This is a genomic window from Hymenobacter mellowenesis (genome assembly GCF_030581005.1).
Lineage (GTDB): Bacteria > Bacteroidota > Bacteroidia > Cytophagales > Hymenobacteraceae > Hymenobacter > Hymenobacter mellowenesis.
In genome coordinates this window covers 316,617-329,979 of record NZ_JAUQSX010000003.1, presented here as the reverse complement: position 1 = coordinate 329,979, position 13,363 = coordinate 316,617, and the positions used below count along the sequence as shown (strand labels likewise).

The 13,363-nt window shown below is 61.1% G+C and carries 7 protein-coding genes; 6 read left to right on the top strand and 1 reads right to left on the bottom strand.

The annotated features are described in order from the left end of the window. Nucleotides 1-68: 68 nt before the first annotated feature. From Q5H92_RS07630 to Q5H92_RS07605, 6 genes are all read left to right on the top strand, one after another. Nucleotides 69-512, top strand: coding sequence for a MaoC/PaaZ C-terminal domain-containing protein (locus Q5H92_RS07630; protein ID WP_198978039.1), 444 nt, complete (start codon nt 69-71; stop codon nt 510-512). 32 nt (nt 513-544) lie between these two features. Continuing rightward, complete coding sequence (gene fucP / locus Q5H92_RS07625) at nt 545-1,846, top strand: L-fucose:H+ symporter permease (protein ID WP_305010911.1); 1,302 nt, start codon at nt 545-547, stop codon at nt 1,844-1,846. A gap of 146 nt (nt 1,847-1,992) precedes the next feature. Then, nucleotides 1,993-5,502: a glycosyl hydrolase gene (locus Q5H92_RS07620; RefSeq protein WP_305010910.1), complete on the top strand. Its 3,510-nt coding sequence runs from the start codon at nt 1,993-1,995 to the stop codon at nt 5,500-5,502. A gap of 5 nt (nt 5,503-5,507) precedes the next feature. Next, nucleotides 5,508-7,550, top strand: a complete 2,043-nt coding sequence (locus Q5H92_RS07615; protein WP_305010909.1) for an aceric acid hydrolase — start codon at nt 5,508-5,510, stop codon at nt 7,548-7,550. 162 nt (nt 7,551-7,712) lie between these two features. Beyond that, nucleotides 7,713-9,149: a sialate O-acetylesterase gene (locus Q5H92_RS07610; protein WP_305010908.1), complete on the top strand. Its 1,437-nt coding sequence runs from the start codon at nt 7,713-7,715 to the stop codon at nt 9,147-9,149. 146 nt (nt 9,150-9,295) lie between these two features. Further along, nucleotides 9,296-11,590 carry a DUF5703 domain-containing protein gene (locus Q5H92_RS07605; protein WP_305010907.1) on the top strand — a complete coding sequence of 765 codons (2,295 nt, stop codon included), beginning with the start codon at nt 9,296-9,298 and terminating at the stop codon, nt 11,588-11,590. Nucleotides 11,591-11,694: 104 nt separating this feature from the next. Here Q5H92_RS07605 and Q5H92_RS07600 read toward each other — a convergent pair whose 3' ends face one another. Further along, complete coding sequence (locus Q5H92_RS07600; protein WP_305010906.1) at nt 11,695-13,284, bottom strand: sodium:solute symporter family transporter; 1,590 nt, start codon at nt 13,282-13,284, stop codon at nt 11,695-11,697. Between the last annotated feature and the right edge of the window lie 79 nt (nt 13,285-13,363).

Genomic DNA, 13,363 nt, shown 5'->3' with positions numbered 1-13,363 from the left:
TATTCATTCGCGAACGCAGATGCTCGCTGCGCTCGCGCTCGGACTCGCAGAGTCCAAGCTACACTCCTATGTACTTCAAATCGACCTTTTTCGAAGACTACACCCTCGGCGACAAGCGCGTGACCCTCGGCCGCACCATCACCGAAACGGACTTCGTGGTCCACGCCGGGCACACGGGCGACTTCTTCCCCCACCACCTCGACGCGGAGTGGTGCAAAACCCAGCCCTTCGGCCAGCGCATTGCGCACGGCACCATGATTTTCAGCATCGGTATCGGCCTCACCGCCTCCGAAATCAACCCCGAAGCCTTCTCCAAAGGCTACGACCGGCTGCGGTTCGTGAAGCCCGTTTTCATTGGCAGCACCATCCATTCCGAAGTCACAATTTCGGCCAAGGAAGAAGGTAAAAAGCCTGGCTACGGCACCGTGACCGAGCACGTGGAAGTCATCAACGAGCACGGCGAGGTGGTTTTGGCCTGCGACCACCTGCTGGTGGTGAAATTACGCGCCTAATACCCTGACTCAACTCTCTAAAATCCCACCCAATGGCCCTTGCTCCTGCTTCCATTCCGCCACCGGTTACCGGCGGCCCCGTCAGTGCCCGCACCTACCTGCTACCGTTTAGCCTAGTGGTGGGCGTGTTTTTTCTGTGGGGCATGGCGCACAGCCTGGATTCCATCCTGATTCCGCACCTCCAGAAAGCCTGCCAGCTCAACAACCTGCAGTCTACCCTGGTGGATACGTCCGTGTTTCTGGCCTACTTCCTGATGGCCATTCCGGCCGGGATACTGCTGAAGCGGCTGGGTTACAAATTCACCATTATTCTGGGGCTGCTGGCCTTCGCGGGTGGGGCCTTCTTGTTCGTGCCCGCCGCCGATGCCCGCTCCTACGGCCTGTTCCTGACCGCGCTGTTCATCATCGGCTGCGGCCTGACCACGCTGGAAACCGCCGCCAATCCCTACGCCGCCGTGCTCGGCCCGCCCGAGTCGGCCACGAGCCGACTGAACCTGGCGGCCTCGTTCAACGGGCTGGCGGTTTTCGTGGCCCCCATTATCGGCGCCAACCTGATTTTATCGGGCAAGGAGTACACGAAGGCCCAGCTGGCCGCCATGCCCGATGCCATCCGCACCACCTACCTCAACCACGAAGCCGCGGCCGTGAAGCTGCCCTACATCGTGCTGGGCGGCGTGTTGGTGGCTGTGGCGGTGCTGTTCTTTTTCAGCAAGCTGCCCGAAGTGCGAGCCGCCGAAGCCGAGCCGTCGGAAGGCGGCGGCTTCTTCGCGGTGCTGAAACACCGGCACCTAACCTGGGCCGTGGTGGCGCAGTTTTTCTATGTGGGCGCGCAGGTGTGCGTCACGAGCTTCTTCATCCGGATGGCCAAGCAGGGGGCGGGCGTCGATGAGAAAATGGCCGGCTACTACCTGGCCGTGTACGGGCTGCTGTTTATGGTGGGGCGCTTCATTGGCACCGCTTTGCTGAAGTACATCGCCTCGCAGCGGCTGCTCTCGATTTATGCGGTGGTCGCCATGGCGCTGTGCGCGGTGGCCGTGTTCGGCGATGGCGCCTACGTCATTTACGCGCTGGGCGGCCTGGGCTTTTTTATGAGCATTATGTTCCCCACCATCTTCGCCCTGGGCATTGCTGGCCTCGGCGACGACACCAAGCCCGGCTCGTCGTGGCTGGTGATGTCCATCGTGGGCGGCGCCATCATGCCGCCCCTCATGGGCACCCTCATCGACCTGCGCGGCGACAACATCCAGATTGGCTACCTCATCCCAATGGTCTGCTACCTAGTGATTCTGTTGTTTGGCATGTATGGCTACCGGGTGAAGGGACGGCTGGTGTAGACCATCTGCCCAAACCAGCCCGTCATGCAGAGCGCAGCGAAGCATCTCGCTCGCTTCGTTGCAATCAGTATGATTAGTACTGCACGCGAGATGCTTCGCTGCGCTCTGCATGACAGTCAAAAACTACAGTTCAACTGATAACACGAATGAAAACCCGCTTGCTCCCCAAGGCCCTCCTGCTGCTCGCGCTGCCGACCCTCGGCCTGCTGCCGGCCCCGGTGTGCGCCCAGCAAGCACCCGACCTGGAAGCCGCTTTCAAAACCCCGCCCGAGGCGGCGCGGCCGTGGGTATTCTGGTATTGGATGAACGGGGCCGTGACCCCGGCCGGCCTCACCGCCGACCTGGAGGCGATGAAGGAAGCCGGCATCGGCGGGGCGTATCTGATGCCGATTAAGGACGTGGAGAATCCGCCGGCGATTTCGCCTGCGGCCCGGCAGTTGTCGCCGCAGTGGTGGGCAATGGTGAAGCATGCTATGCAGGAAGCCGACCGGCTGGGTCTGAAACTGGCCATGCACGTCAGCGACGGTTTTGCGCTGGCGGGCGGGCCGTGGATTACGCCGGAGCTGTCGATGCAGCACGTCGTATCAACCCAAACGCAGGTGGCGGGTGGTAAAAAGCTGAGCCTGGCGCTGCCCCAGCCGCCCACGGTGCAGGGCTACTACCGCGACATTGCGGTATACGCCTACCCTACTCCCGCCGGCAGCGCCATTTCCACCGCCACCCAAAAGCCGCAGATAACCAGCAGCCTAACCGGCGAAAACCTGGACCTGCTGGCCACGCCCGGCAACAAAAAAGGCTTTAAAACCAGCGAGTCGGGCTGGATTCAATATGCCTTCGACCAGCCATTTACCTGCCGCAGCCTCCGTATTCGCTCCAACGGCTATAACTATCAGGCCAACCGCCTGCAAGTAGAGGTGAGCGACGACGGCCGCAGCTTCCGGCCTCTAGCGCGCCTGCAGCCGCCCCGCAGCGGCTGGCAGGACAGCAGCGCCGTGACCCACGCGCTGCCCGCCACCACGGCCCGGTTTTTCCGTTTCACCTACGACCCCGCCGGCTCAGAGCCGGGCGCCGAAGACCTCGACGCGGCCAAGTGGAAACAGTCGCTTAAAGTGTCGGAAATCCATCTTTCCGGTGCGGCGCGAATCCACCAGTTCGAGGGCAAAAACGGCGACGTGTGGCGCGTGAGCCAGCGCACCACGCCGGTCCAGTTGCCTGACGCGCAGTGCGTACCGCTGGGCAAGATTATCAACCTGACCGACAAGCTAGATGCCAGCGGCCGCCTGACCTGGACCGCGCCCGCCGGCCACTGGACCATCCTGCGCATGGGCCACACCAGCACCGGCCAAATCAACACCACTGGCGGTGGCGGGCGCGGGCTGGAATGCGACAAATTCAACCCCGCCGCCGTGAGCCTGCAATTCGATAAGTGGTTTGGCGAGGCCGTGCGGCAGGGCGGTCCGGAGCTGGCGGCGCGGGTGCTCAAGGTCTTCCACGTCGACAGCTGGGAATGCGGTTCGCAGAACTGGTCGGCCAACTTTCCGGCTGAGTTTCGGACGCGGCGGGGCTACGACTTGCTGCCCTACCTGCCGGTGCTGGCGGGCGTGCCCCTGCAAAGCGCCGACCAGTCGGAGCGGGTGCTGGCCGATGTGCGCCAGACCATTGCGGAGCTGGTGAACGACAAGTTCTACGTGACGCTGAAGGATTTGGCGCATGCCAAAGGCTGCACGTTTTCGGCCGAGGCCATCGCGCCCACCATGGTGAGCGACGGCCTGCTGCACTACCAGCACGCCGACGTGCCGATGGGCGAGTTCTGGCTCCGCAGCCCCACCCACGACAAGCCCAACGACATGCTCGACGCCGTTTCGGGCGCCCACATCTACGGCAAAAACATTGTGCAGGCCGAGGCTTTCACCGAGCTAAAGCTGGCCTGGGATGAGCACCCCGGCATGCTCAAAGCTTTGCAGGACCGCAATTACGCGTTGGGCGTCAACCGCTTGGTGTACCACGTGTTCGTGCACAACCCCTGGCTCGACCGCCAGCCGGGCATGACGCTGAGCGGTATCGGCCTGTTCTTCCAGCGCGACCAAACCTGGTGGAAACCCGGCCGCGCCTGGGTCGACTACGCCCGCCGCTGCCAGGCCCTGCTGCAACTCGGCCGCCCAGTGGTGGACGTGGCCGTGTTCACGGGCGAGGAAACCCCGCGCCGCGCCATTTTGCCAAATCATTTGGTGAATGACCTGCCCGGCATTTTCGGTCCGCAAGCCGTGGCCGCCGAGCACCAGCGCCTCGCCAACGTGGGCCTGCCCATGCGCGAGCAGCCCGAAAAAGTGTCAGCCTCGGCCAACATGGAAACCGCCGACATGCTGGTAGACCCGCTGCACGGCTACCAATACGACTCCTTCAACAAGGACGCGCTGCTGCGCCTGGCGAAGGTGGAAAACGGTCGCATCGTGCTGCCGGGCGGGGCCAGCTACAGGTTGCTGGTGGTGCCCGGGGCATTGAAAATGAGCCCCGACAGCACCGCCATGTCGCCCCAAGTGGCGAAGAAGCTACTAGAATTGGTGAAGGCTGGGGGTTGGGTGCTACTCAATCGACACCCCAGCTACTCGCCATCATTTCAGAATTATCCAGCCGCTGATGTAGCTGTGCAACAAGAAATGCTAAAAGTTGCTAGACTGGCGGATACTGTAACGGTAAGTGACCCAATTGGCCAGGAGGCCAGGGGGCTTTTGCTACGGGGCCCCTATAACCGCTCTTCTTTTGCATCGCTGGGTATGGCTCCCGACGTAATTGCCAGCACCGTCAGCGGCCAGCGCGCCAACGGAATTGCCTGGACGCACCGCACTGCGCCGGAATTCGATATCTATTTTATTTCCAACCAACTCGACTCGGCCCGTACCATCAACCTGAGCTTGCGTGTGGCCGGGCGGCAGCCGGAATTGTGGGATGCCGTGACCGGCGAAACCCGCCTGGCCACCGACTGGAAAATCAAAAACAGCCGCACTAACCTGCCGATTCGCCTCGACCGCAACGGCTCCCTATTTGTGGTGTTCCGCGAATCGACAACGAAGCAAAATGCGCAGGACGGCTTCAACTGGCAGGAAACGCAGTTGGTGCAAACCCTCACCGGCCAATGGCAAGTCCGTTTCGACCCGAAGATGGGTGGCCCGGCCCAGCCAGTCAATTTTTCCCAACTGACGGATTGGAGTAAGAACCAGGACGCCGCCATCAGCCACTATTCCGGCACCGCTATCTACACCCAAAACTTCCGCTGGCAGCCGCCCAAGCAGCAGAAAAAGCAGAAAGGGCAATTCTCCAGCGCACCGTCGCCCCAGGTTTACCTAGACCTTGGCACGGTTGCCAACCTGGCCGAAGTGCAGGTAAACGGCCAGCCCTGCGGCATATCCTGGACGCCCCCCTACCGCGTCGACATCACCAAAGCGCTAAAAAAAGGCGATAACCAGCTAGAAATTAGCGTCACCAATACCTGGGCCAACCGCCTTATCGGCGACCAGGCCCGGCCCGCCGAGCAGCGCCAAACCTGGACGCCCGCGCCTTCACCGGCCGCGGGCAAGCCGCTGCTACCAGCCGGACTGCTCGGGCCGGTGAGCATCGGCATCGGCATCACCCCCACCTTCCCATTCAACGTTGATTAATGACTATGCATTTATTCCTTAAAAAAATCGGTCTTGGGGCGCTGGCAGTGGCCCTGGGCGGTCCCGTTTTCGCGCAGCAAAAAGGCCTTGTGAACACCTCCGCCAGCACCCACGCCAAACTCGGCAGCGTGGACATGGGCAGCGTGGCCTGGACCAAAGGTTTCTGGGCCGAGCGGTTCGACGTGTGCCAACGCTCGATGATTCCGACCATGTGGACGCTGTACCATAGCGACCGGAACCACGCCTATAAGAACTTCGAGATTGCTGCCGGCCTGCAGAAGGGTGAGCACAAAGGGCCGCCGTTTCACGATGGCGACTTCTTTAAGCTGCTGGAAGCCATGTCTGCGGCCTACGCCGTGAACCACGACCCCAAGCTGGACCAGCAGCTCGACGAAGCCATTGCCCTGATTGCCAAGGTGCAGCGGGCCGATGGCTACATCAGCACCCAGAGCAGCATCGCGGAGCAGAATAATCCGGGCCAGACGGCGGCTTTCAAGAACAGGCTGAATTTTGAGACCTATAACATTGGCCACCTCATGACGGCAGCCTGCGTGCACTACCGCGCCACGGGCAAAACCACGATGCTCACGATGGCCCGTAAATCCACGGATTACCTGTATAATTTTTATAAAAAAGCCTCGCCCGAGCTGGCGCGTAACGCCATTTGCCCGTCGCACTACATGGGTGTGGTGGAGATGTACCGCACCACCCGCGACCCGCGCTACCTGGAGCTGGCCCAGAGCCTGATTAACATCCGCGGGCTGGTGGCCGAAGTGGGCACCGACGACAACCAGGACCGCATTCCGTTCCGGCAGATGCAGCAGGCCGGCGGCCACGCCGTGCGGGCTAATTATCTCTTCGCTGGCGCGGCCGACGTGTACGCCGAAACCGGCGACCAAACCCTGCTCACGACCCTCAACAAGATGTGGGACGACGTGACGCAGCACAAAATGTACGTCACGGGTGCCTGCGGGGCGCTTTATGACGGCGTCTCGCCCGATGGCACGGCCTACAAGCCCGACACGGTGCAGAAAATCCACCAGGCCTACGGGCGAGATTATCAGCTCCCCAATTTCACGGCCCACGGCGAAACCTGCGCCAACATCGGCAACGTGCTCTGGAACTGGCGCATGCTGCAAGTAACCGCCGACGCCAAGTACGCCGATGTGCTGGAAACCGCGCTCTACAACAGCGTGCTCTCGGGCATCAGCCTCGACGGCACGAAGTTCCTCTATACCAACCCGCTGGCGTATTCCGATGCGCTGCCCTTCCACCAGCGCTGGTCGAAGGACCGGGTCGACTACATCAGCCTCTCCAACTGCTGCCCGCCCAACGTGGTGCGTACTATAGCGGAGGTGAGCAATTATATGTACAGCACCTCCGACAAAGGCCTGTGGCTGAATATGTACGGCGGCAGCAACCTGAACACCAAACTCAAAAACGGTGCCCCACTGAAGCTTCGTCAGGAAACCGACTACCCATGGGACGGCACCGTGAAGCTCACGCTGGACGAGGCGCCCAAGAAGGCATTTTCCGTGTTCCTGCGCGTGCCGGGCTGGTGCGAGGGTGCCACGCTGCTCGTGAACGGCAAGCCCACCACGGCCGCGCTCACGCCCGGCACCTACGCCGAAATCAACCGCCAGTGGAAAGCTGGCGACAAGGTGGAACTGGCCATGCCTATGCCCGCCCAGTTGGTCGAGGCCAACCCGCTGGTGGAGGAAACCCGCAACCAGGTAGCCGTGAAGCGCGGCCCCATCGTCTACTGCCTCGAAACCAAGGATTTCCCGGCCGGCCAGAAGATTTCGGGCCTCACACTGCCCGCGAATACCAGCCTAACTCCGCAGCACAAGCAGGTCGAAAACAGCGACGTGGTATTCCTTACTGGCCAGGCCATGCTCGTGCCGGAGGCGGCGCAGTGGGGCACGCAGCTCTACCGCAAGGTGCCCGCCGAAAAGCCGACGGCAGTGTCGGTTTCACTCATTCCGTACTACGCCTGGGGCAACCGGGGCCACGCCGATATGGAGGTCTGGATTCCAGTAAGTCGGTAGAAATTGGCTTGTAACCAACCGCTTATTACCGTCATGCAGAGCGCAGCGAAGCATCTCGCGTGTGATGGCAATTTCAATCGCGAAGGCAATATTAATTAGTTGAAACACGCGAGATGCTTCGCTACGCTCTGCATGACGAGCGACTTTTACATACTTTCCTCTATGAAGCTGAAGCCTCATTTCCTGCTTTTTCTTACGCTGTTTCTGCCGCTGCTGAGCCACGCCCAGCTGCGCCTGGCTTCACTTTTCACTGACAACATGGTGTTTCAGCAACAGGCCGAATGTGCGGTGTGGGGCTGGGCCAAGGCCGGCAGCACCATTGCCGTGAGTGCCTCGTGGGGCAAGCAGAAATACACAGCCCAGGCCGACGCGGCCGGCAAATGGCGGCTCAAGGTGAAGACGCCCGCCGCCAGTGCCACGCCCTATGAGTTGACCATCAGCGGCGATGGCCCGGCGATGAAGCTGACAAACGTATTGGTGGGCGAGGTCTGGCTGTGCGGCGGGCAGTCGAACATGGAAATGCCGATGAAAGGCTTTAAGGGCCAGCCGGTGCTGGGCTCAAATGAGGCCATTCTGCACTCGCGCAACGACCAGTTGCGCCTCTACACCGTGCCCCGCTCGTCGGTCACGGAGCCACAGGAAAATAGCAAGCCCTCGCCCTGGCGCATGGCCGAGCCCGAGGCGGTGAGCAATTTCAGCGCCACGGCCTACTATTTTGGACGGCTGCTGCAGGAGCAATTGCGAGTGCCCGTGGGCCTGCTGCACTGCAGCTACAGCGGCTCCTTCATCGAAGCGTGGATGGACGCCGAGAACCTGCGCCAGTTTGCCGGCGTGAAGATTCCGGCCAAGGGCGACACCATCAAGCTGCAAAGCCGCACGGCCACGACGCTCTACAACGGTATGCTGCATCCTATTGAAGGATATGGCATTAAAGGCGCCATTTGGTACCAGGGCGAATCGAACTACGACCGGCCCGACGAGTACGAGAAGCTCTTCGCCGCCATGGTGAAGCAGTGGCGCACCAAGTGGGGCATGGGCGACTTCCCCTTCTACTACGCCCAGATTGCGCCCTTCGACTACACCCGCACCTCCAAAAACAAGGGCGGCAAATACAACTCCGCCTTCATCCGCGATACCCAGCGCAAAATCCAGGACCAGGTGCCCAACACCGCCATGGCCGTCCTGCTCGACATTGGCGAGGAAACCAGCATCCACCCCATGCGCAAGGAGCCCGGCGGCACCCGCCTGGCCCTGCTGGCCCTGGCCCAAACCTATGGCCAAAAAGGCTTCGGCGCGCTGCCCCCCACCTACGAATCTATGACGGTGAAGGACAACACGGTGGCCGTGCGCTTCAAGAACTCGCCCATGGGCATGACGAGCTTCGGGCAGGAGCTTACTGGCTTCGAAATCGCCGGCGCCGACCAGAAGTGGTACCCCGCCAAAGCCACCATCGCGGGTAGCGTCATCAACGTGTCGGCCGAGGCGGTGAAAGCGCCGGTGGCGGTGCGGTATGCGTTTCAGGATTTCACGCGGGCCACGCTGTTCAGCAATGAGGGGCTGCCGGTGTCGTCGTTCCGGACGGATGATTGGGCGCAATGAGAAAGGCCGCAAGCACTAATTTGAACGTCATGCTGAACCTGTCAAAGCATCTCTACCGCGCAAGTAATCCATTTACTATTGCGGTAGTGATGCTTCGACAAGCTCAGCATGACGTTCTATTGCCTCGCTCGATACTTAGTCGGCAAGTGCTTCTGCTGTTTCTTTCCATTCTTCCCTGCTTCGCCCACGCCCAAACCGAGCTCGCCACCAACAACATCATCTGGACCAGCCCCAGCCGCAACGCCGGCGAATCGATGCCCTGCGGCGGCGGCGACGTTGGCTTGAACGTGTGGACCGAAAACGGCGACGTGCTGTTATACCTCGCCCGCAGCGGCACCTTTGATGAGAACAATTCTCTGCTAAAACTCGGCCGGGTGCGCCTGCACCTTACCCCCAATCCGTTCGACCACGGCACTTTCAAGCAGGAACTGGCCCTGCAAACTGGTGACGTGACCTTGACCGGTAAGGTGGGCCAGACCTCGGCCCGGGTTCGTGTGTGGGTCGAGGTTTTCAAGCCCGTTGTTCACGTCGAAGTTACGGGCAGCGAGAAGCTGAGTGCCGAGGCCACCTACGAAAGCTGGCGCTTCGCCGACCGCCGCCCCAAAGGCAAGGAAAATAACCAGAACTCCTACAAATGGGCACCGCAGGGCGATGTGGTTACCCGGCGCGACAGCATCGGTTTTCGCAGTCAGGGTGTGGAGTTTTTCCACCAAAACCGGCCTCAAACGGTATTCGATGTCGTGGTGCAGCAGCAGGGGTTGGCAAGCGTGAAAGACCGGCTTTACAACCCGCTCAACCAGCTGATTTTCGGCGGCGCACTGCATGGTCTGAAAATGACGCCAGCCGGCACCACCACCGGGCAGTACCTCAACACGCACTACCACGGCTGGAAACTAAAAAGCCGCACCCCGGCTCGCACGCATTCCATTGTGGTAGCGCTTCACACCACTACCGCGCCCGCCGTGCCGCAGTGGCAGCAAGGGTTGCAGCAGACGCTGGACGCTGCCCGGCAAAACCCCAAAGCGGCCCGCCAACGCACCGTGGCCTGGTGGCACGACTACTGGCAGTGCAGCTTCATCCACATCCGGCCCGAAAAAGCCGCCGCCAACGCGCCGGAGTGGCAGACGGGCCGCAACTACCAGCTTATGCGCTATATGCTGGGCTGCAACGCTTTCGGCCAGTGGCCCACCAAGTTCAACGGCGGCCTCTTCACCTACGACCCGGTGCTGACGGACTCCACCCTGAAGTTCACGCCCGACTTCCGCAACTGGGGTGGCGGCACCCACACCGCCCAAAACCAGCGCCTCGTGTACTGGCCCATGCTGAAAAACGGTGATTTCGACTTGCTAAAGCCGCAGTTCGATTTCTACCTGCGCCTCCTCAAAAATGCCGAATTGCGCAGCCAAACCTACTGGCAGCACCCCGGCGCCTGCTTCACCGAGCAGCTCGAAAACTTCGGCCTGCCCAATCCGGCCGAGTATAACTGGAAGCGCCCCACCAGCTTCGACAAAGGCCTGGAATACAACGCCTGGCTGGAATACGAGTGGGACACCGTGCTGGAATTCTGCCTGATGATGCTCGACGCGGAGCAGTACGTCGGCCAGGACGCCACGCCGTACCTGCCTTTCATCGAGAGCTGCCTCACCTTCTTTGATGAGCATTACCAGTACCTGGCCCGCCAGCGCGGCGCCAAGGCGCTAGATGGCGCGGGCCATCTCGTGCTCTACCCCGGGTCTGGGGCCGAAACGTACAAAATGGCCTACAATTCGACCGCCACCATCACCGGCCTGCGCACCGTGCTCACGCGCCTTTTGGCTTTGCCCACGCCCTACGGCACCGTTGGGCAGCGCCAGAAATGGACGGCCATGCTGGGCCGAATTCCAAGCATCAGCTTCCGCGAAAGCCAGGGCCATCCAACCATCGCCCCGGCCAAATCGTGGGAGCGCATCAACAACACCGAGAGTCCACAGCTTTACCCGGTGTTTCCCTGGGGCGCCTATGGCGTGGGCAAAGCCGGCCTCGACACGGCCCGCAATACTTATCTGTACGATGCGGACGTGCAGAAATTCCGCAGCCACATAGGCTGGAAGCAGCACAACATCTTCGCCGCCCGCCTGGGCCTGACCGACGAAGCCGCCGAGCTAACGGTGAAAAAGCTGCAGGATTCCGGCCGCCGCTTCCCCGCCTTCTGGGGCCCCGGCTACGACTGGGCGCCCGACCACAACTGGGGCGGCTCGGGCATGCTGGGCCTGCAGGAAATGCTACTGCAAACCGACGGGCGGAAGATTTATTTGTTACCAGCCTGGCCGAAGAATTGGGACGTGCATTTCAAGCTCCATGCGCCCTATCAAACGACGGTGGAAGGCGTAGTGAGAAACGGGAAATTGGAGTCGCTGAAGGTACTGCCGGAATCGCGCCGGGCCGATGTGGTGGTAATGTAGCGTGGACTCTGCGAGTCCGCGCAGCGAGTATGAACGTGACGACGGCTCAGACGCCAACTACTCGCGTTGCTCGTTCACGGACTCGCAGAGTCCACGCTACTTCTTTAATGCCCATTGAACACCACATATAGCCCCACCATCACCACAGCCAACGCGGCCCACAAAAACTGCACGCGCCGTGTGGGCCGCGCCAGCACGCCGTAGTCCACCGCTTGGCGCCGCGCCTGGCCCGCCGGGTCCGTCAGCGAAAGCAGCACGGCGGCCACGAACAGCGCCGCGAAAATGAGAAACGACAATATGAGGTAGTGCGGCCAGAAATCGTATTTGCCGGGCGGCAACACCCATAAATACATCACGCCCACGCCCAGGCTGAAGGCCGAGCCCACCGATATAATCCCGTTCACTGCCCGCTGCGTGGTGCGCCGCCAGAACACCGACAGCAGGAACACCACCGCCAGCGGCGGCGCGATGAAGCCCAGCACCGCCTGAAAAATATCGAACAGATTTAGCCCTTTCACGCTGTCGATGGCCAGCGCCACCAATACGGCAAACCCGCAACCAACGAGGATAGTGAGCCGGCCCACGGCCTTGATTTGCCGGTTGCTAGCGTTGGGGTTGATGTTGCGGGCGTACACGTCCATTGTAAAAACGGTGCTCAGCGAATTGAGTGAGGAACTGATGGTGCCCACCAGCACGGCAATGAGCACCACGATAACCAAGCCCTTCATGCCCGCCGGAAAAAGGCTGGTCACCATCGTCATGTATGCCTCGCTGGGGTCTTTGAGGTGGGGAAAAAGGATGAAGCATAAAATGCCAGTGCCGATGAACAGCGGCAGCGACAGAATTTTGAGCCAGCCGATGAAATTGACGCCCAGCTGGCCCTGCTCCAGGCTGCGGGCGCCCAGCACCGACTGCACCATGGCCTGGTCGGTGCAGAAAAACGCCACCGCCGACACCGGGTAGCCCAGCAGAATGGCGTACCACGGGTATTTAGGGTCGGAAGCCGGATGCAGCAGGTTCCAGTAGTGGCCCGGCACGCTGTGGTACACTTTGCTCAGCCCGCCCACTTTCAACACCCCAATCACGGTGAGCGTGAGCGACACGGCAATGAGCAGAATCATCTGGAAAACGTTGACCTTGGCAATGGCCTTGAGCCCGCCCACGAAGGCAAAAAACCCCGCAAACAGCACTAACACCACCACCGACTGCCACATGGGAATCCCCAGAATCTGGCGCACCAGAAAGCCACCCGCAAACAAGCCCAGCGACAGCCACGAAATCAGGATTTTAATCAGCGCGTACCAGGCCAGAATGTTCTGCGTCGAGTCGCCGTACTGCCGCCCCATGAAGCCGGGCATGGTGCTCACATTGGCCGCCAGATAGCGCGGCGCAAACACCACCGCCAGCAGAAACAAAAACACGAAGGCGTACCACTCAAAATTCACCGCCACGATGCCCGTGCTGTAGCCAATCGAGGCGAACGCCAGCAGCATCGACGGCCCCACGTTGGTACCCCACATATTGAACCCAATGCTGGCCCAGCCCAACGATTTATTGGCCAGAAAAATAGACTCATCGGGCTTGTCGCGCTGCGACGCGCTGGCCCGGAAGCCGATGACAACCAGGATGACGACGTAGGCCACGACGATGGCGTAGTCCCAGGTGGTGAGGTGGCCGAGGAGGTTGTTGCCCATGCAGGGTAAGGTGGATTTGGGTGGGATGTAGCGTGGACTCTGCGAGTCCGCGCATCGTTGGCTTATCTGAATTCTTTAC